The organism is Rhizobium sp. Root1204 (genome assembly GCF_001424965.1).
Taxonomy (GTDB): domain Bacteria; phylum Pseudomonadota; class Alphaproteobacteria; order Rhizobiales; family Rhizobiaceae; genus Pararhizobium.
This window is the reverse complement of the sequence record NZ_LMCZ01000014.1, coordinates 61,968-81,937: the sequence shown is the minus strand read 5'-3', so window position 1 is coordinate 81,937 and position 19,970 is coordinate 61,968. Positions and strand designations below refer to the sequence as shown.

At 56.9% G+C, this 19,970-nt stretch carries 19 protein-coding genes and 1 pseudogene; 9 read left to right on the top strand and 11 right to left on the bottom strand.

From position 1 onward, the window contains the following. Positions 1–101: 101 nt before the first annotated feature. Positions 102–1,139 (top strand): AI-2E family transporter, encoded by a 1,038-nt coding sequence (locus tag ASC96_RS15590; protein ID WP_156397504.1) that lies wholly within the window; start codon positions 102–104, stop codon positions 1,137–1,139. A 184-nt stretch (positions 1,140–1,323) separates the two neighbouring features. Here ASC96_RS15590 and ASC96_RS15585 read toward each other — a convergent pair whose 3' ends face one another. From ASC96_RS15585 to ASC96_RS15575, 3 genes are read right to left on the bottom strand one after another with little or no spacing between them, the layout of a single operon-like run. After that, positions 1,324–2,670, bottom strand: a complete 1,347-nt coding sequence (locus ASC96_RS15585; RefSeq protein WP_060504056.1) for a sensor histidine kinase — start codon at positions 2,668–2,670, stop codon at positions 1,324–1,326. Beyond that, positions 2,667–3,332 (bottom strand): response regulator transcription factor, encoded by a 666-nt coding sequence (locus ASC96_RS15580; RefSeq protein ID WP_060504055.1) that lies wholly within the window; start codon positions 3,330–3,332, stop codon positions 2,667–2,669. The genes ASC96_RS15585 and ASC96_RS15580 overlap by 4 nt, the downstream gene beginning before the upstream one ends. Further along, positions 3,329–3,664, bottom strand: coding sequence for a PepSY domain-containing protein (locus ASC96_RS15575; RefSeq protein ID WP_162246361.1), 336 nt, complete (start codon positions 3,662–3,664; stop codon positions 3,329–3,331). The genes ASC96_RS15580 and ASC96_RS15575 overlap by 4 nt, the downstream gene beginning before the upstream one ends. A gap of 170 nt (positions 3,665–3,834) precedes the next feature. Between ASC96_RS15575 and ASC96_RS15570 the strand changes: the two genes are divergently transcribed. Continuing rightward, complete coding sequence (locus ASC96_RS15570; RefSeq protein WP_060504052.1) at positions 3,835–4,110, top strand: PepSY domain-containing protein; 276 nt, start codon at positions 3,835–3,837, stop codon at positions 4,108–4,110. Then, on the top strand, positions 4,110–4,682 hold the full coding sequence (locus ASC96_RS15565) for a cytochrome b/b6 domain-containing protein (RefSeq protein WP_060504051.1): 573 nt from the start codon (positions 4,110–4,112) through the stop codon (positions 4,680–4,682). The genes ASC96_RS15570 and ASC96_RS15565 overlap by 1 nt, the downstream gene beginning before the upstream one ends. 144 nt (positions 4,683–4,826) lie before the next feature. On the opposite strand, the pseudogene ASC96_RS15560 reads toward ASC96_RS15565, so the two are convergent. After that, positions 4,827–5,523 (bottom strand): annotated as a pseudogene (locus tag ASC96_RS15560) (VIT family protein). Further along, on the bottom strand, positions 5,520–5,924 hold the full coding sequence (locus ASC96_RS15555) for an OsmC family protein (protein ID WP_060504050.1): 405 nt from the start codon (positions 5,922–5,924) through the stop codon (positions 5,520–5,522). The pseudogene ASC96_RS15560 and the gene ASC96_RS15555 overlap by 4 nt, the downstream one beginning before the upstream one ends. 396 nt (positions 5,925–6,320) lie before the next feature. Between ASC96_RS15555 and ASC96_RS15550 the strand changes: the two genes are divergently transcribed. Then, positions 6,321–6,650 carry a TraR/DksA C4-type zinc finger protein gene (locus ASC96_RS15550; RefSeq protein WP_060504048.1) on the top strand — a complete coding sequence of 110 codons (330 nt, stop codon included), beginning with the start codon at positions 6,321–6,323 and terminating at the stop codon, positions 6,648–6,650. A 270-nt stretch (positions 6,651–6,920) separates the two neighbouring features. Here the strand turns inward: ASC96_RS15550 and ASC96_RS15545 are convergent, their stop codons facing one another. After that, a complete protein-coding gene (locus tag ASC96_RS15545) occupies positions 6,921–7,742 on the bottom strand; it encodes a universal stress protein (protein WP_060504047.1) in 822 nt (273 codons plus the stop codon). A gap of 245 nt (positions 7,743–7,987) precedes the next feature. Between ASC96_RS15545 and ASC96_RS15540 the strand changes: the two genes are divergently transcribed. Then, positions 7,988–8,494, top strand: coding sequence for an Hsp20/alpha crystallin family protein (locus tag ASC96_RS15540; protein WP_060504064.1), 507 nt, complete (start codon positions 7,988–7,990; stop codon positions 8,492–8,494). A gap of 84 nt (positions 8,495–8,578) precedes the next feature. Here the strand turns inward: ASC96_RS15540 and ASC96_RS15535 are convergent, their stop codons facing one another. Continuing rightward, a complete protein-coding gene (locus ASC96_RS15535; protein ID WP_060504046.1) occupies positions 8,579–9,226 on the bottom strand; it encodes a BON domain-containing protein in 648 nt (215 codons plus the stop codon). Between the two features lie 143 nt (positions 9,227–9,369). Here ASC96_RS15535 and ASC96_RS15530 point away from each other — a divergent pair, with 143 nt between their 5' ends. Further along, entirely contained in the window at positions 9,370–9,828 is a 459-nt protein-coding gene (locus ASC96_RS15530; protein ID WP_060504044.1) for a pyridoxamine 5'-phosphate oxidase family protein, read from the top strand. Between the two features lie 119 nt (positions 9,829–9,947). On the opposite strand, the gene ASC96_RS15525 is transcribed toward ASC96_RS15530, so the two are convergent. The 3 genes from ASC96_RS15525 to ASC96_RS15515 all read right to left on the bottom strand — a co-directional run bounded on the left by ASC96_RS15525 (position 9,948) and on the right by ASC96_RS15515 (position 13,617). Further along, the gene (locus ASC96_RS15525; RefSeq protein WP_244482072.1) at positions 9,948–10,820 is read right to left on the bottom strand and encodes a universal stress protein; all 873 of its coding nucleotides are present in this window, start codon (positions 10,818–10,820) and stop codon (positions 9,948–9,950) included. A gap of 107 nt (positions 10,821–10,927) precedes the next feature. Then, entirely contained in the window at positions 10,928–12,844 is a 1,917-nt protein-coding gene (locus ASC96_RS15520) for a PAS domain-containing sensor histidine kinase (protein WP_060504041.1), read from the bottom strand. 14 nt (positions 12,845–12,858) lie between these two features. Next, the gene (locus ASC96_RS15515; protein WP_244482070.1) at positions 12,859–13,617 is read right to left on the bottom strand and encodes a helix-turn-helix domain-containing protein; all 759 of its coding nucleotides are present in this window, start codon (positions 13,615–13,617) and stop codon (positions 12,859–12,861) included. Positions 13,618–13,760: 143 nt separating this feature from the next. On the opposite strand from ASC96_RS15515, the gene ASC96_RS15510 reads away from it, so the two are divergent. Beyond that, on the top strand, positions 13,761–14,474 hold the full coding sequence (locus ASC96_RS15510) for a winged helix-turn-helix domain-containing protein (RefSeq protein WP_060504039.1): 714 nt from the start codon (positions 13,761–13,763) through the stop codon (positions 14,472–14,474). A 7-nt stretch (positions 14,475–14,481) separates the two neighbouring features. On the opposite strand, the gene ASC96_RS15505 is transcribed toward ASC96_RS15510, so the two are convergent. Then, a complete protein-coding gene (locus ASC96_RS15505) occupies positions 14,482–14,931 on the bottom strand; it encodes a hypothetical protein (RefSeq protein WP_060504037.1) in 450 nt (149 codons plus the stop codon). Between the two features lie 221 nt (positions 14,932–15,152). Here ASC96_RS15505 and ASC96_RS15500 point away from each other — a divergent pair, with 221 nt between their 5' ends. Next, entirely contained in the window at positions 15,153–17,036 is a 1,884-nt protein-coding gene (locus ASC96_RS15500) for a heavy metal translocating P-type ATPase (protein WP_060504036.1), read from the top strand. A 210-nt stretch (positions 17,037–17,246) separates the two neighbouring features. Then, positions 17,247–19,877, top strand: a complete 2,631-nt coding sequence (gene mgtA / locus ASC96_RS15495; protein WP_060504034.1) for a magnesium-translocating P-type ATPase — start codon at positions 17,247–17,249, stop codon at positions 19,875–19,877. Positions 19,878–19,970: the final 93 nt, after the last annotated feature.

The window sequence follows — 19,970 nt, the reverse complement described above, 5'->3', positions numbered from 1 at the left end:
ATGCCATGGGCCTATGCCGCGCGCATCAGAGCCTCACAATGAGCTCGTCAGATACTCTTCGGTGAGCTCATTTGACGGCCCGTAGATCAACCGAAAAATCTATGGGGCGTGGACGTCGCATACCGTTCATCTGGCTTCTCCTGCCCTATTACAATGCTATCCTTTGGGCGGTCGTTCTTGCGATCATCTTCTTTCCGGTTCATAAGCAGCTGGAGCGCTTGCTGCCGGGTCGCAGAAATATCGCCGCCTTGCTAACCGTCTTGTTATGCATCTGCCTCGTCATCATACCGGCAATGATCATCCTCGGGTCTCTCATTCAGGAAGGAACCAGCCTCCACCAGCGGATCAGCAGCAACGAAATCGACCTTAACGACCATTTGGCCCGATTCCAGGACGCGTTGCCGACATTCATTGACAACTGGCTGAACTCACTGAAGCTGGGCGGCTTTACGGAACTGCTCGCGAAAGCTGCATCTGGTGTCATGCGAGCCGGCCAGTCGGTCGCCGGCGGCGTACTAAGTTTTGGGCAAAATACGCTGCAGTTCTTCATTAGCCTGGGCATTATGCTCTATCTCCTCTTCTTCCTGTTCAGGGACGGCGCCGCACTTGGCCGGACGATCCGACATACGATACCGCTGAGCGATGCCTACACGCGGCAATTCGTGGACAAATTCGCGGCTGTCGTTCGCGCCACTGTCAGGGGCAACATCATCATCGCTGTGATCCAGGGCACGATTGGCGGCATTGCGTTCTGGGCTCTTGGAATAGAAGCCGCCCCGTTATGGGGCGTCATCATGACGTTCCTTTCTATGCTGCCCGTCGTTGGCGCGGTGCTCGTGTGGCTTCCGGTAGCAATCTGGCTGTTTATCATGGGTGCGTGGCTGAAGGGACTGATCCTGGCCTTCATCGGCATGCTGGTCATAGGACTCATCGACAATCTGTTGCGTCCGCCGGTGGTCGGCAAAGGGACGCGACTGCCTGACTATGTGGTGCTGATCTCGACGCTCGGCGGCATTTCTCTGTTCGGCATTAGTGGTTTTGTGATCGGTCCGCTTATTGCCGCACTCTTCATCTCTGCATGGTCTCTCTTTGAGCAACAGCAGCACGACGAGAAATTGGAAACAAAGGACACACAGTGAATATTCCACGGGCATGTCATGACTGACGCGGTTTATGGCCAACGATGGCGCTCACAAAGCAGACCCACCCTGCCTTGATTGGCCCGAACCGTAGACCATCAAGGCTTTGCTCGCCCCAACTGGTTTCCTGATGACTTGGAGCTTTCCAATTCTCCATAAGTTATGGAAAGGCTCACGAGGGCAGTCAGAAGCCAATCCTGACGCGTAGACCGCCAGCTTCGATGTTCGTGATGTAGATCGAGAGGTCGTATACATCGGCAATGTCGCGGACGATGGCAAGGCCGATACCTGTCCCAGGCGTCTTGAGATCGAGGCGTATGCCGCGCTCCATGATCGTGGAAAGCCCTCCAGGACTGGTGCCGGGACCATCATCCTCGATCACCAAAACAGGCCTTCGACCCTGCTGCTGTGCGGTGATCCGGATGGCAGATCGGCTCCATTTCACGGCGTTGTCAAGGATATTGCCCAAGAGCTCCTGCAGGTCATTCGGATCCATTTCAATGGAGATCCCAGGCGCAACGTCAATAGTCCAGGTCAATTGCTCGCCACGTGGCGTCCGCCTCAGCGTTCGCACGATCGTATTGAGCGACGTGGCGAGATCGGCGTCAGACGAGCGCAACTCTGCGCTGCCGGCTATCCGGCTGCGCGTCAACTCACCCTCGACATGGGATTTCATGACGTCGGCCAGACGAACCAGTTCGTCGGCGATTTCGACTTCGCCGCGCTCGCGTAGGGTCTCTGCGTCGTTGAACAGGACGGTCAGCGGTGACTTGAGGCCGTGCGCCAGATCGGCGGCGCGTGTTCTCGCTCGTGAAATCAGTTTTGCCTGTGCTTCAAGAAGCCGATTGACCGCATCGACAACGGTCTGGAGTTCACTTGGGAAAGCGCCGCCGAGGCGCTCAGCCTTGCGCGCGCGGATGCGGTCGAGCCCGTCACTCACCGATGAAATCGGACGCAGACCATAGGTCAACTGAGCCAGCGAGGCTGCGATCAGGAACACCGCAAGCGCCGCCATGTAAGGTATGATATCGAACATGAAGGTCCGGCTCGCCTTTAACACAACGGACGCATCAATGGCCGCGGCGACGCGAATAGCCCGTTTTCCGTCGGGAGCAGCAAATACGATCTTGCGCTCCTGCACGATAAGGTCTGAGCCTTCCGGCCCTGCGAGATGATAGCGATGGATGGAACCCGTCTCATGATCGTCGTTAGGCAGAGGAAGTGACGTATCCCATAGCGAGGCAGAGCGTAGCTGCCTGTTGCGAAGATCGTCCTCCACCTGCCAGTAAAGACCGCCATAAGGTTCATGAAAGCGACGATCGACAGGCCTATCCGGCAGCTCAATTCCGCCATTTGCTGCAAAGCGTAATGTTCCAGCAATATTGTTGATATGGCCGGTCAGCTCCTCATCGATGCGGCGCTCGAGATTGCGGGTAAACAGGTTGATCAGCACGAGGCTGGCCATGATGAGCGCGAGGATAACGCTCATCATGGACACCACCAGGAAGCGACCGCGGATCGAGCTCCTCATGCGGCACTTCCGTTTATGCGGTATCCATAGCCGCGCCGGGTGGCGATCACATCACGGCCGAGTTTGCGACGCAGACGTCCAACGAGCACCTCGACGGAATTGCTATCGCGCTCGAAGTCCTGCGCGTAGAGCTGTTCCGTCAATTCGATCTGAGAGACATTGCGCTCGCTGTTGTTTGCCAGAAACACCAGACAACGGTATTCAAGCGGCGTGAGATCGATCGGCAGGCCCAGGCGTGTGACGGTCTTTGTCCGCGTATCTAGGGTGATATCGCCGAACATCACGGTGGAACTCGCCTGGCCCGCACTGCGGCGTATGATGGCGCGAAGGCGGGCCAGCAGTTCCGCCATTTGGAAGGGTTTTGCAAGGTAGTCATCGGCACCAGCATCAATGCCCTCCACCCTCTCCTGCCAGTTGCCACGCGCCGTCAGGATCAACACGGGCGTCACCCGGCCTTCAGCCCGCCAGCGCTTCAGAACGGATAACCCATCCATTTTGGGCAGACCGAGATCGAGCACGATCGCCGCAAATTCCTCGGCATCTCCTGTAAACCAGCCTGATTCTCCGTCTTTTTCATGGACAACGACGAACCCGGCCCGCTCGAGATGCGTGATGACATCGCGGGCGATCAAGGGATCATCTTCAACAAGCATCACTCTCATTCGTCGTTCTCGATTTCCACCACCACACCCGATGCGGCGTCGACTTCGACCTCAACCATTCGGTTGTCAGGCCGCAGCACACGAAATTCGTAGACTGTGATACCGTGCTCCTGATCAACCGACGTCGAGACGATCTGACCGTCCACCTGCCCCGTCACGATGCGCCGCAATTCAGCCAGCGATTTTATTTCGCCCTTCTGAACGCGCTCGCGAATATGTTCACGGACATCATCAGGCGAGACGGTGTCGTCATGTTCATCGCCGGCACGCGATACGGAGACATGGCCAAGCGCCAACCCGAGGAGAAGCGCAACTCCTAGCGACGCTCTCACGCTCCCTCTTTTCTTGATGATTGCTCCCGGTATCATCCCCCATTCCTACCACCCCGAAGCTGAAGTTTCGCTGACATTCTGCGTCAGGTATCGCTCAGCTGCTTTCGCCTAGTTTGCAGTCAACGGTTCGCAGCAACGGTGCTCGGCCGGGTCAACGAAGGATACCTACGATGAAAAATATCTTGATTGCCTCCCTGTTCGCCGCTTCCGTTCTCGCCGGCGTTGCCCACGCAGAAGACGCTGGCAAATGTGGAACCACTCCACAGGACAAGTGGATGACCGAAGATGCCCTGAAGGCGAAGGCAACGGAGATGGGCTTCGAAGTTCGCCAGATCAAGATCGAAGACGGCTGCTATGAAGTCTACGGGATCAAGGACGGCCAGAAGGTCGAAGCTCTCTTCAATCCGGAAACCGGCGCTCAGGTCGGCGTCGACGGTGACGATTGATGCGTAGTGCCGAGCACGAAATGCTGGGCTCCCTAACCGGTCGTGGGGAGCGACCGGAACGGATCAAGGTCTGGGACCCCGTGGTCAGACTGTTCCATTGGGCGTTGGTAGGGGTTTTTACCTTTTCATTCTTCACGGGCGACGAATGGAAGTCGGCGCATATTCTGTCCGGTTATGTGATTGGCAGCCTGGTGGTGATACGCGTTCTTTGGGGTCTCTTCGGGTCGGAACACGCGCGTTTCGTCAACTTCGTTCGCAGCCCATTGACTGTCGTTGGCTACCTTGCGGATACGGCCCGCATGCGTGCCAAACGCTACATCGGGCATAATCCGGCAGGCGGCTTCATGGTGATCGCGCTTCTGTCGATGATCGCGGGCATCGTCACCACCGGCTACATGATGACGACCGATGCCTACTGGGGTGTCGAATGGGTGGAAGACGTCCACACGGCTTTGGTTTATTCCACTTTGGGTCTCATAGTCTTTCACATTCTCGGGGTCCTGGTCGCCAGCATCGAGCATCGCGAAAATCTCGTTCGCGCGATGATCACAGGCTGGAAACGTAGAAACTGAGTTCGCGGGATGGTCGTCAAGCTGGGAGCCGAGATCGTTCCCGCGCATTTATGGGCGCGGGGCGATCTTGTTCGACCCATTTGGCCAAACAGATCAACCGGAGATAGCGAAGTCTCGCCGTGCGCCTCCTGACGTCCTAACCGTTTAGATAGCCTTCCCGACGACAGCTCCGATACCCGCCGTTAACGCCATAGCAAACGCACCCCAGAATGTAACGCGCACGGTTGCTCGCACGATATTGGCGCCGCCGGCCTTCGCGCCAATCGCACCGAGAAGGGCGAGAAATGCGAGAGAGGCAACCGATACGGTAGCGACCAGCATGGAAGCGGGCGAGACCATGACCATAGCAAGGGGCATCGCCGCTCCGACCGCAAAGGTCGCAGCCGAGGTGAGTGCGGCCTGGATTGGCTTTGCGGAGGTGATCTCGGATATGCCGAGTTCATCCTGGGCATGGGCGGCAAGTGCATCCCTGGCCATCATTTGATCGGCAACCTGTCGTGCCAGAACAACGTCCACGCCGCGCCTGACGTAAATCTGGGCGAGTTCTTCACGCTCGAACTCGGGCTGGGTTGCCAGTTCCACACGTTCGCGGTCGAGGTCCGCCTTTTTCGGTGTCAGCCTGCGAACTCACTGAGACATATTCGCCGGCCGCCATCGACATGGCACCTGCGACCAACCCGGCCACGCCCGCAACCAGGATTTCGGAGCTTGCCGCCGAGGCCGTCGCCACGCCGACGATAAGGCTTGCCGTCGAGACGATGCCGTCGTTGGCACCAAGGACGGCGGCACGCAGCCAGCCGATGCGCGAAACGAGGTGATTTTCCGGATGCAGACGGCTCATGCCTTTCTCCTGATAACGCCCTCAAGGGGCACCGCAGCCGCTATCGTATTGGAAATTGTACCGTACTTGCGGACATTCTTGTGCAGGAGTTCCAGTCGCTGATCGCTTTCAATCGTGTCGATGGCCAATTCGTAATCGATCGAGATGATCTTCGGCGGCGCGTCCTGCCGGACGGCATGAAGGGTGACGTCGACGCCGTGAAATTCGAAGTCGAGCATCGGTGCAACGCGTTCGATGCCCTTGATCATGCAGGCCGCCACCGCCGCCAGTAGCAGTTCCGCCGCATTGAATGCGTCGCCACAACCGACAAGGCTTGTGTCAAGCCGTATTTCAGCCTGCTTCGTGGATGCAAGGCTGCCGCGCGCATCGACCCGGCGGGCGTTGACTGTATATTCAAGCATCGACAGCAAACCTTTCAGATATCTGGCACGCCCGGCGGCGACCCCGTAATACTCTATCAACAAGTCGAGAGGCGCGATTTGATCGGCATCAAGAAGACAGGACGATATCGAGAGCCCGCCCGTTGTTCGCTGACTGGCGAGGGAGGTGTGTCGTCTGTGTCTTCGCAGTGTAGGCCTTAACCCTGCCCCGGATAACCTAGCGGGCTGCTGCAGCTCCAGCGCTCCGATTGACGTGCGACTGCAATCCAACTGTAAAATTCGGTGAGACGCCGTCGTCCAAGGCCTCCTTGATCCAGCTCAATGATTAAAACCCGATCGTTGCCTATTTTAGAAGAGACCATTTCTGAAAGCACTCGAAACACACAACGTGTTTGTGGGGCGAAACGAGGTAAACTAATGAACATCGTAGAGATCAAAACTGAACTGGAAGATCGCCGTCGTGGGCTTGAGAAGCGCCTCGCCATGATCGACAGCGACCTTGGCCAAGAACTGGATGATGACAGTAGCGACCGGGCGATCGAAACGGAGAATGACGAGGTCCTTATAGGGTTGGAGCGGAGCGGTCGCGAAGAACTGAAGGCGATCCTGTCTGCCCTCGATCGCATAGAAAAGGGAGACTTCGGGCGATGCGTGCTTTGCGGCGGAGATATAGGTGAGCCTAGACTCGCAGCGTTGCCGTTCACGCCCTATTGCGTCGAGTGCGCCCGTGAAACTGCAAAGGCCTGATCGAGTCTGACACGCCGCCGAACGACCTGAAGCAAGACGGGAGCAGCACCCAAGCTCTGTTTCCCCACCAGATTACTACCACGCCTCTTGACCAGCACCTTTCGCCGCCGTTGTCGTCAAAGCGACCGGCCGACTGTCCGCTTAACTCACCGGCTGATGGCAACCTTCCGCTTATTGAACGCGCGGTCTCAATGGGCTACCTCAGTTGTGCTTGGGTCTCGCGGACACCGGTCGATGCCGGGGTACGGCCGTTATGGTATTTTCGTCCCCTTAATGTGCGAGCAGCATAGGGATTTCGGGCCCAGCAAGAAAAGACTGGGTAACACCGCCCAAAAGGCGCTCTCTCAACCGCGAATGCCCGTAGCCGCCGGCAATGAGCAGGTCGGCGCGATACTCCTTTGCCACCCCCTGAAGCACCGTTGCGGCCAGCTCTCCATCTGCACGCCTTTTCGCGACCTCCACCGACAGTCCGCCTTTTCGCAATGCTGCAGAAAAACGATCATGCAAATCCTCGTCTATCGCCTTGTCATCGACGACCGATATCAGCACGATCTTTGGGGACTGATCGAGGAACTGACGCGCGCCGGCTAGTGCCCGCGCCAAAGTCGCGCTGCCGTCCCAGGCGATCGCAATCACGTCGACGCGCCCGCAGGATGGCTCGCTGGGATACAGGATCACAGGTCTTCCACTGTCAAATAGGATACTCTCTACGAGCGAGCGGGCCGTTGGAACAGCTTCCATGAGGGAACAATCGTGGATTCGTGCTCTTCTCGAAAACGCCTCACCAATTTGGGATTCCAAGGTTTCGAGATAGGAGATCGTCGCGCTGATCCCGGCGGTTTCAGCGTAGTCCCTGGTCGCTTGCGTCAGAAACTCCGCGTTGTCGCGACTTGCACCTTCAGCGTCCGCACTCATTTTCGCGATGTCCAGGATGGGTGGAAATGCGCTGTGTACATTCGGTATTTTCACCCTCGCGATCGTTACATTCAGATCCGCGCTCTGATTTCGGGCAAAAGTAATCGCGTTCTGGAGTAGCGTGAACGAACTTGGATCTGGATAGGTCGTCAACGGCAGGTGAAACTGAGGCTTCATGGGGCATCTCCTTTCAAGATATCCTGATTCTTGCGCTGATCGAGCGTCATCGCCTCGGTTTTGGGCACACCGATCTTGCCAGGATGTTTGCTAGAATACGCCAATTGGCGGGTCGCGATTTGATGCCGATCAATGTTCACACCCTCCGACAGGCTATGATGAAAACACATCTCGATCACATGAGATGAAAAAAGAGTGGAGCACGCCTCCCGTCAGAATCATCAGGTGAAATGGAGATTGAAAACATGGCTGAACATCCTGCTAATCTTCCAACCAACACAGAGCCAAAAACACCGTCGACATCGGGCCGCTGGTCACCCTTTGAAGGCCTGCGTTCGGAATTCGACCGGGTCTTCAATGACTTTACGCCGGGCTTTCTCGACCGGACCTTTTCTCGTTTGCCGGCGGCTTTTCATAGCAACGCACCGGCCATCGATTTTGTCGAAAAGGACGACGCTTTTGAGTTGACCGCCGAGCTCCCAGGCATTGACCCCAAGGAGCTTGATGTCACGCTGTCGGACGGCATCCTCACGTTAAAAGGTGAAAAAAATGAGCGCGAGGAAAGGAAAGATGGGGACTACTACCTGTCCGAACGCCGCTATGGATCCTTCCGGCGCGATATCCGGCTCCCAGAAGCGACAGACCCCGATAAGATTGACGCCTCGTTTGCCAACGGACTTTTGAAGATCACGCTTCCGAAAACGCCAAATGCGAAGAAGAACAACAGGAAGATCGCTATCAAGACATCCTGATAGCAGTCGAATTAATCACGGCCAATACGTTGTGCAAGTTGAAAACGAAGCGCGGGAGCTCAGACCTCCCGCGCTTCTGCAGTATCAGCGTACACGAATATGATTCTCTACCAGGCTGACGCCGGGGACCGACCACGCGGCCTGTTCCGCAGCCTGGCGCTCGCTCCAGGCGTGGACGTCACCCTCCAAAGTCACCTTGTCGTGTGCGACATTGACCTTGACTGCAGCCGCTTCAATGAGAGCGTGCCGTTGCAATGCTGCCTCTATCCGATGTTTGACATCGACGACATTTGCCTTCGGCTTGACTTCCAAAACGTTGACAACACCGGCGACCCCGCCGAGCTTCTTGACCGCGTCTTCCGCGGCTTGCCGCTGGAAATGCCACGGCACTTCCCCGGAAAGCGTGATCCAACCTTTGTGAACCTTGATGTCAACCGCGGCATCGGGAAGTGCGGTATCCCATGATATGATGTCGAGTGCTCTCGCAGCGATTTCGTCATCTGCATGGCGCTTATGCCCGGGCCACCGTATTTCTATCTCGCTGGCGACGGCCCGGACACCTCTGACGCGTTGCGTAATCAACTCCGCCATCAATTTCTGGGCATAGGTTTCCACGTGACCAGAAAGCGTTGCGATCCCGTGTTCGACGGCGACACCGATCTGGGCGGCGTCGAGGCTCGGATCGTACTCCAGTTCGTCGAGGATATCCCTTCGAATTTTTCGGTCGTCCATGTCTTACTCCATCCGTTCAAGAGGCAGGATGCACCTCATTTTTAATTTGAAACAATCGACGGCATCACACTTTGCGCTCGATCAAAGATGAGGCGGGGCTACCTGCGTTAGTCTGATGTATGCTAGAATGAGGAGATTCTCTGGTGACATATATCTTGAAAGATCTGACCGAAGGCGAATGCCGTACGGTGCTGAGCAAAGCCCGCTTTGGCCACCTCGCCTGTTGCAAGGACGGTCAGCCCTATGTCGTGCCGATCTATTTTGTCGCCGATTACGGGGCGATTTACAGCTTTTCGATGCCTGGCAAGAAGGTCGAATGGATGCGGGCGAACAACAACGTCTGCCTGCAGGTCGATGCGGAAGGCGAGGGTAAAGGATGGGGCAGCGTTATCGTCGAGGGTCGATTTGAAGAATATCCGGATACGGAAGCGTGGCATAATCAAAGACTGCACGCCTGGTCGGTTTTACAGCAATATCCTGACTGGTGGGAGATTGGCGCCCTGAAGCCGGAGGAACTGCCAATATCGTCAACGTCTCCGCACCTCTTTTACGGGATTGTCGTTGGGGAGATCCACGGACGCAGAGCGAGCTTCGTGGGATAGTCAAAACCCGACCAGATATTAAGAGGCCGCCCAGATTTGCACTTGGGCGGCCAGTACATTTGTCGATGTCCGTGACCTGCTTACTGTTTCTGCGATCCCTTGCATCGCCAAAATTCGGTTTAATGAGCCAAAAACAGTGGGATCTTGGCCTCTTTCAACATCGAATGTGTTACCCCGCCGAACAAGCGTTGTGCCAAACGTGGATGGTTATAGGCGCCCATGACGATCATGTCGGCAGAGACATCAATCGCATGTTGCCGCAACGTTTCATCGATGGGCCGTCCGCCACCCGAAATCCGATCGACTGCAACCTTGACGCCGTGCCGCGCAAGGTAGCGAGCGATGTCTGCGCCCGGCTCTTCACCATTGCTGGAACTAGTCGCGAGGGGATCGACCAGCGCGACGTGCACCTCGCCCGCGCTTTTTAGAAAATCAAGGGACAGTTGGGCTGCGCGAGCAGCCTCGTCGCTGGAATCCCAGGCGAGGAGAACTGCCTTTGGCGCAGCACTGATGTCGCGACCCGTTGGATTGAGCAGGATCGGCGTTGGTGAATGGAAGAGAGCACCGTCAATGACCTGCTTGCGAAACTGCTCATCGCGTGCGGCTTGAGGTCCGACCAACACGATATCGGCGTAAAGCGCACGCACGGCGATATCATCCGCGGCCCAGGCGAATTCGGTATAGATGTCCTGTACGTCCCAGGAGATCTCGCTTTTTTCTAGCAGCGACTTGATGTTACTCGCTGCCGTGTCGAGTTCCTCGATCTCGCGCTGTCTCTCTTCGACCCAGACAGTCGAAATGACATCGTACGCGCCGACATAGGGGGCGGCTCCCATTGATACCACAAGGGCGGTTAGGTGCGCTTGATGCGTTTCACAGAATGTGATGGCACTCTCCAGGTCCTTGTGGAATTTGGTGACATCGAGGACACCGAGAACTGTTTTTATCGTCATGGTCTGAGCCTTTTCCTGTTTGAGGATCTCCTCCAGCATAGTCAGGTCAGCGACTGGTCACATTGATCTGGCGCAAAGACGAGCGCCGACACGCCAATGGTTACACGCACCTCTTTCTCAGTCGATCACGTCAGCGTGTGGAGGAGTTATCTGTCTAGAAGCTGGCGCAAGCGTACCGCCAGTTCGGGCGTCGTATAGGGCTTTTTGAGCCAGCTCGCGTTTTTCAGCAGGCTTCCGCTGGTAATCTCGGGCGATGCATACCCGGACGTCAGCAACACAGCAACATCGGGACGCCGTTCCTTGACCGCCTGCGCCAACTGGTCGCCGGTCAGCGATCCGGGCATTATGATGTCACTGAATACGAGGGCGATTTCTGGTGTTTGTTCGAAGAGGGCAAGCGCGTCAGTCCCGTTCTCCGCCTCCAACACTTGATATCCTAGGTCCTTCAGCCGCGAGACAGCCACGCGTCGAACCCGTGGATCATCTTCGACGACGAGGACAAGTTCCTCGCCCTTTGGGAGTGCGACATTGGCGGTGCCAGGTGGACCGGCGGGGACGACTGCGCCCTGCTGGGCCGGTAGGAAGATCCGAACAGTTGTTCCTTGGGCTGCTTCACTGTAGAGTTGGACATGCCCACCAGACTGGTGGGCGAACCCGTAGACCATGCTCAGTCCGAGCCCAGTTCCGGCGCCGACGGCTTTGGTCGTGAAGAAGGGTTCGAAGGCGCGGCGTTTGACGTCGTCCGTCATTCCATTCCCGGTATCGCTCACAGCGATGAGCACATATTCACCTGTCCGGACGTCTGGATACATCGCGGCATAATCGACATCGAGAGTAACGCGGCTGACCTCAACCGTTAGACGTCCGCCGTCGGGCATAGCATCGCGACCGTTAAGGGCGAGATTGAGAATGGCGTTTTGCAGCTGTGACGCATCGACAAGCGCGAGATTGGCCGCGCCAGCCACGGTGCTGTGCAGCTCCACTCTTTCCCCGAGCGTTCGTCTGAGAAGATCCGAAAAACCGTCGATCAGCCGGCCAATATCTTCTGGCTTTGGATTGAGCGCCTGCCGGCGCCCGAAGGCGAGAAGCTGACCGGTGATCTTCGCCCCGTCGTCTGCAGCCAACTGTGCCTCGCGGGCAAGATTGATAAGCTTCGGGTCTGAAAGCTTCGCCTCGAGCATTTCAAGATTGCCGCCGATGACAGTCAGCAGATTGTTGAAGTCGTGTGCGAGGCCGCCGGTCAGTTGACCGACCGCTTCCATCTTCTGTGCTTGGCGCAGTTCCTCTTCCATCCGATGGCGGCTTGTGAGGTCGCGAATAAAGCCTGTGAATACACGTTCGCGATTGGAGATCGCCTCGCCCACGGAAAGCTCCATTGGAAACAAAGTGCCGTCCTTGCGCAGGCCCGTGACCACCCGTCCATATCCGATAATGCGACGTTCGCCGGTTTCCATGTAGTGAGAAAGGTAGCCATCATGTGCACCGCGATACGGCTCGGGCATCAGTTGCTTAACATTCAAACCCTTCAGTTCCGCAGCTTGATAACCGAATAGTCGTTCCGCAGCCGCGCTAAAGGCAGTGATTGAACCCGCTTTGTCGATCACCACCATGGATTCTGGAACCGTAGCCAGGATGGAGGCCAAATGTGCCTCCCGCTGTGCGAGGTCCCTCTCCGCCTGTTTCAGCGCGGTAATGTCGTTGTTCGTCTGTAGAACGACCAAGGTCCCAGTGTCCTCCATGACCACACAGACGAAGCGAGCAGCGATAAAGAGACTGTGCCCGTCCTTATGCCGGTGTTTCAGCTCGCCCGACCAGATGCCCGTCTCACGGAGCTTGCGACGGATGTTCTCGATAGGTTCCGGAAATTCTGTGGAAAGAACGTCGTGGACGATGGCACCAATCGCCTCAGCACGGGACCATCCGTAAAGGGCCTCGCATCCCGCGGTCCAACGCTCGATCACCCCGTCAAAGCGATGAACAATGACGCTCGCGCCCCCGAAAATCCGTTCGACCTCGTCCAATCCGTGGTGGGTGACCGTTTGTAACGCTTGGAATTGAGACATCACGGTTCTTCATGTTAAGCGCTGGCGAACCTGCGCGCGTTCACCTTATCATGCACATCGGCCTCGCCATGAGAAGTGTCAACTTCACCGGCGAGCGTGATCAACTTTTCGATCTTAATTCTGTATTGATGACGCCCGTCTGCCGTTATGACACCACGCGAAGCGAGGCTGGAAAACGTCCGCGAAACCGTTTCGATTGTTAGGCCAAGATAATCCGCGATGTCCTGGCGGGTCATCGGTAGATCGAGCAGAGACACAACGAGTGCCTCCCGATCGCGTCGAGCTGTCAGGACAAGGAACGTGCATACGCGTTCCTCTGCTGTCTTCGTCGCCAGCAGGACCATCTGTTCCTGTGCTGCAGCCATCTCGTCGCTCAGTCGCGCAAAAAGGCTGGGTCGGAGTTCAGGTGACTGGTCCATCCGTTGCTGGAAGCTCTGCCTGGAAAACCGCCGGACCCTGGTCCTCGTCACCGCCTCGGACCCGTAGAGATACCGATCCAACAGGGAAATTCCAATCAGATCGCCAGCGTAAAGAAACCCGGTAATGACGCGCCGGCCGTCGGAGAGTATCTTGAACACCCTGACGAGGCCTTCAACGATCTCGAACACGTGCTTTGCGGGATCGCTTTGCCAGAAGATTGGCTGTCCCGGCTCGAATGTTTCGATCGGCTGTCTGTCGAAAACGCAGGCCAGGCTCGGCTGCAGGCGGGACGCCAGAGGAATGACGCTTTCAGAACGGTATTGACGAGCAGTTTCTGCCGGGACCATAACCATTTCCTCTCTCCTGTTTGACGAGGGGAGTTGAACCGGTACAGATGACGAGCGAACGCTACGCCTGTATTAGTTAGCGCGAAATTGCAACAATTTGTAACAGATGCCAAACTACCTGCGACACTGTCGCGATTGGGCCTCATGCAATGCAGAACCTACTTGTCATCGACGATGACCCGCGCATCCGCGATATGCTGACCCGCTATTTCCAGGATGAGGGGTTCGGCGTGATGGCGGTGGCGGACGCCCCCTCGATGCGCGCCTGTATGGCATGCACCACCTTCGACGCGATTCTCCTTGATCTCGTCCTGCCCGGCGGCGACGACGGACTCGTGATCGCAAGAGAAATCCGTACAACGTCCGACATTCCAATCCTCATGCTGACGGGGCGCGACGACGTTATCGACAGAATTGTCGGACTGGAGATCGGGGCGGACGATTATATTGCCAAGCCTTTTCACCTGAGGGAGGTACTGGCGCGCTTGCGCACGGTGCTTCGGCGGCGCGCGGCGATCAGAACTCCGAACGGACATGCCGATGTCGACGTCCTTGCCTTCCAAACCTTCACCCTCGACCTCGGTCGGCGCCTTGCGATGACTGCGGGCGGAAGTGAGATCGATTTGACGACGGGCGAATTCGACATGCTCGTCGTTCTCTGCCGCCACCCAAAACGCGTTTTTTCACGCGAGACCCTGATGGAACTCACCCGAGGTCGCAATCTCGATGCTTTTGACCGAAGTATCGACGCACAGATCGGTCGTTTAAGAAGAAAGATAGAACCTGACCCGTCCAGGCCCGATCTGATCAAATCGGTCAGGGGCGTGGGCTACGTCTTCACCGGCAAGCCTGGATCCCAATAGCACACGACTATTTTAGGATCAGCCGAACGCCATGATCCCAACGACTGTAGTCTAAACGCTGCAGCCGCCGCGTCCAGTTGTCGGACGTCAATGTCCAGAAGCGAATGCTTGTGCATCCGGCCTTTGCAGCGATGCCCCGCAGCTTGTCGATGAGGGCCTTTGAGACCCCGGCCTCGTCTGCGGCACTGGCAACGACGAAGATGGGCACATCAAGCATTCGTTTATGCGCGAAATCATCGCCGAGCTTGCACAAAGCAAGGCCCTGAATCACACCCATCGGATTGAGCGCGATCCACGCCTGCTCGCGTTGCTCTACGACATCGGTGTTAGTTGCCAATTGAGCGCAGTATCGTCGCCATGCCGCCAGATCGAGCGTTGAGGCGACGGGTTCGATCAACGGATAGGCTCTGTCCACGTCAAACGGCTTGACCTGTGTAATCTTATAGGTTGCTGACATGCGCATTTCCTCCGTGAGCCTCGAGGCCGACCTTGACGCCGCCTTTCAAGCGATAGGCTTGCAGATGTCATTCGTCTCGAATGCCTACGAAGGCGGAAAGGCCAGCCTATTGCATTGCGCCAGATCAATGCCGGACCTTTGAATTTAAGCTGAATTGGACATTCCAAGCCAAAACCCGGCAGAACGCATCCGTTGCGCCCTCCAGCTCGCAAGGACGACCGATGATTCCCAAGCTCCGCGGCGAATTACTGATAAAGATCCTGCGCTCGCGTGGCATCCTATTGGTGCTGACGGCCTCTATCAGTTTGCTGCTCGGGATACTCTTTCTGATTGCTCAACAGTCGGAGCTGGCCGGGCTGGCATTTATGGCCGGAACCGTTCCAGTGCTGTTGGCACTAATTGTCCAGATTGTTCGGTCACTTCGCAAAGGCGACGCCGGACTCGATATCGTCGCGGCATTATCGATGGCCGTCGCCCTCTCCTTTAACGAGCATCTTGCCGCCAATGTCGTGGCGCTAATGTATGCTGGCGGCCAACTGCTTGAGAGTTTCGCCTCCAGCCGCGCGGCGCGCGAAATGACGGCTTTGATGGGAAGGGTCGCTCACACGACAATGCGTTATGCCGGCGATGCTCTCGAGGAAGTCCCGATCATAGAGGTCTTGGCAGGCGACCGGTTGATGATCCGCCGCGGCGAGGTTCTGCCGGTCGATGGTGTGATACTGTCCGGTGAAGCGACTCTCGACGAGTCGGCACTGACGGGTGAGGCGGTACCACATCACCATTTTGTCGACCAGGAGGTCTTGAGCGGCACCACGTCGGTAGGAGACGTCTTCGATCTCGTCGCCCTTCGACCGGCAGCCGAAAGCACTTATGCCGCCGTCGTCCGTCTTGTGGAGGCTGCCCAGAAAACCAAGGCGCCCATGGTGCGTCTGGCCGACCGATACGCGATCCTTTTCCTGGCCGTCACCCTGTCAGTCGCCTTTGCCGCATGGTGGTTGTCCGGCGACCCGCGACGGGCTCTTGCCGTCCTGGTGATCGCAACACCTTGCCCTTTGATCCTTGCAGTGCCAGTGGCGATCATGTCCGGGATCTCTCGTTGTGCAGCGCAGGGTTGCCTCGTCAAGGACGGCGGCACACTTGAAGCGCTCGGGCGAGTTCGGGTCGCCATTCTTGATAAGACCGGTACGCTGACCCATGGCAAGGCGGCGGTGTCCGCCATCGAGACAGCTGGCTGGCTGGAGGAAAACGAGCTTCTGCGCCTTGCCGCTTCGCTCGACCAAGCGTCGGGCCATGTGTTTGCCTATACATTGATAGAGGCCGCTCATGACCGCGGCCTGCATCTTGAACCGCCGACCAATGTAGATGAAGCGCCGGGTGATGGTATAGAAGGTTCCATTGGTCGCCATCGCGTCATCGTCGGCGGTGACCCCTTCGTGGCCGGTCGGGTCAAAGAGATCGCGGATCCGCCTGTACCGAACCGGCGGCGCGCGGGCGAAGCGACGATCTCCGTCGCTGTCGACGGGCGAATTGCCGGATCGATTGTGCTATCGGATCGGGTTCGTCCAGAGGCACTAAATGTTCTCAAAAAGCTCCGTCGTTATGGGGTCAACCGGATTATTCTTGCGTCCGGCGACAGGCTGGACGTTGCGATCAGGATCGGTAAAGGCCTCGGTCTCGACGAAATCCTCGGCGAGCAAACACCAGCTTCCAAGGTCGCTGTCGTCGCATCTGCGCGCCAATGGGGACCCGTCCTTATGGTCGGCGACGGCGTCAACGATGCACCTGCTCTGGCGATGGCCGACGTAGGGGTGGCCTTAGGGGCTCGAGGCGCTGCCGCCGCCTCGCAGTCAGCTGGCGTCGTTTTGCTCGTCGACCGCCTCGAACCGCTCGCCGAGGCCTTAGGTATCGCCCAAAGGACAATTCATATAGCCAGACAAAGCGTATTCGCTGGCCTTGGTCTTTCTCTCGCCGGCATGATCGCTGCCGCCTTCGGGTATCTTCAACCACTGCATGGGGCGCTCCTCCAAGAAGTTATAGATGTTGCCGTAATCTTGAATGCGTTGCGTGCATTGCGGCCGAGACGTGAGGCAGATTCCGGGGAGTGAAACCCAGGAAAAATTCGCTCGTTGCCGGCGTGAAATAGAGGTGCTTTGGCTAACGAGACCATCAGCAATAACCGTTCGGTTTTGATGCGGATCAAAACCAGAGGCACCTCTTTATGTGACAAACAATCGATGGCGTTTGACAAGATATGACGCGGTATTCTCGCTCGTTGTTTTGCGTCAGGCTGCTCTAAGCCAATGGGAGATGCGACGATGCTGTCAAAGACATTCCGGACGTCGAGACGGCCAACCGAACACGCTCCTGACGCCAATTACTGGTCCCGACCCGCGTCTTCACTTTTGTCGGAAATGCAGACCTCGATCCGAGGACTATCGAATGATGTCGCCGCTCAGCGTTTGCTCCAGTTTGGTGCCAACCGCATCGAACAGCAAAGGCACGCTACGGCGTTGGCAACATTTGCCCGGCAGTTCCGAAATCCGCTTGTCCTTATCCTAATCTTCGCTGCGGGTGTCTCGGCCTTGGTCGGGAACGGCAATGAGGCGGTCATCATCGGCCTGATCGTGCTAGCAAGTTGCGTCCTGAGTTTTACACAGGAGTACTCCGCCTCAAGGGCAATGGAGAGCCTGCGCAGGCAGATTTTCACAATGGCCGTTGTTTTGCGAAACGATGTGGAAAAAAGTGTGCCTGCGCAGGAGATTGTGCCCGGTGACATACTTAGATTGTCGGCCGGCAATCTCATTCCCGCAGACAGTATCATCCTCGAGGGCCGCGATTTTAACGTCAGTGAGGCGGTGTTGACCGGGGAAACATTCCCAGTGGTCAAATCTGCGGGCTTGTCGGCAATTAGTGCGACAGTCTCCCAACGCACCAACATGGTGTTCATGGGCACATCCGTGCGCAGCGGCACGGCAACCGTGTTGGTGGTCAGCACAGGAAACCAGACCGAGTTCGCGAAGATCGCCAAAGCCCTGGAGCGCCAAATACCCGAAACGGACTTTGCCAGGGGCATTCGTCGCTTCGGCACACTGATGACCGAGATCATGCTGACGATCGTTATCGTTGTCTTCGTCTCCAACCTTCTCCTGCATCGACCACTGATCGACTCCCTGCTTTTTTCGCTGGCGCTTGCAGTCGGGCTGACGCCGGAGCTTCTACCGGCAATCATCAGCATCACCCTTTCAAAAGGCGCGCGGAGGATGGCGGAGAACGGCGTCATTGTCAGACGGCTGGAAGCCATCGAGAATCTCGGCAGCATGGATATTCTTTGCACCGACAAGACCGGAACACTCACGGAAGGTGTCATTCATCTCGACGGTTGTTTTGGTACTGACGCGAGACCTTGCGACGAAGTCTATCGATGGGCGAAATTGAATGCGACCCTCCAGTCAGGTCTTAAGAACCCTCTTGATGAAGCGATCGCTGCGGCGGCCGACAACCCAGGCGACCGGGATATGTCCACGTATTCGAAGATCGACGAAACCCCGTATGATTTCATTCGCAAGCGGCTGACCGTCGTCGTTCGCCAATCGCCCGGTGACCCGACTGATCTGATGATCTGCAAGGGAGCTATGAGCAATGTAATGAGCGTGTGTACGTCGGTCATGGTCGCGGATCGGCCCGAGATCCTGGATGATGCACGCAAGCAAAGCCTTGACGAGGCGTTCAAGGTTTGGAGTGCACAAGGTTTCCGTGTCCTTGGCCTGGCGATCCGCCAAATTAGTCGCCAGCCGACATACAGTCGTGATGATGAGACACAAATGTCCTTCGCCGGCTTCCTGCTTTTTCTTGATCCGCCGAAAGCCGGCATCAAGGACGCACTTGCCCATCTCGCCAGCCGTGGTATCGGGATAAAAGTCATTACCGGCGATAACCGTTATGTCGCCCGGCACCTGGCCGAAACGATCGGCCTGGATTGTGAACAAGTCCTGACGGGCGACGAGCTCAATCGGATGACGAAGAGTGCCCTTTTCGGCAAGGCGTCCAAGACGAACCTTTTCGTTGAAATCGATCCGAACCAGAAAGAGCGGATCATCGCGGCGCTGCGGTCGCATGGCCACGTTGTCGGTTATTTGGGTGACGGAATAAACGACGCGCCTGCTCTCCACGAAGCAGACATTGGTATTTCCGTCGATGGCGCAGTCGATGTTGCCCGCGAGGCCGCAGATATGATTCTTCTAAAGCAGGACCTGGGTGTCCTTCTGCGCGGGATCGACGATGGTCGCCGGACTTTCGCCAATACGATGAAATATGTGTCGATCACGACCAGTGCCAATTTCGGCAACATGATCAGCATGGCCATTGCATCACTGTTCCTGCCCTTCCTGCCATTGCTGGCCAAGCAGATCTTGCTCAATAATCTTCTGTCGTCGATCCCATCGCTGGCTATAGCCAGCGACAATGTCGATCCGGGACAGATCGAAGCGCCCCACCGCTGGGACATCGGGTCGGTGCGGAGGTTCATGTTTAGCTTTGGGCTCGTCAGCTCTGCCTTCGATTTTCTGACCTTCGGCTTTCTACTTTTGGTCATGCACGCAACGCCCGATATCTTCAGGACTGCTTGGTTTATCGAATCTCTGATCACACAACTTGCCATCGTGCTCATCGTGCGCACACATTTTCCGTTCTGGAAGAGCCGCCCGGGTCCCTTGCTTTCGAGCATGACGCTGGCAATCGCGCTGCTAGCTGTCGCCATTCCCTATCTCCCTTTTGCTGATTGGTTCGGCTTCGTGCCTCTTCCATTGTCAGTCATGCTGGGTCTCGTGGCGATCACGATGATGTATCTCATTGTATCGGAAGCTACGAAACGGTGGTTTTTCGCGCGGGAGCAACATCATGGGGGCCATCGAGGCAAGGTCAGGACACCAATACGGCGGCACCGCTGAGACCGCCGTGGCGCAGGTGAGAAGGGAAACAACACAACACGGTATCGGTGACATTGCTGCGGCAATGGAGCCGTATGATCTCCAGAAGCGCGC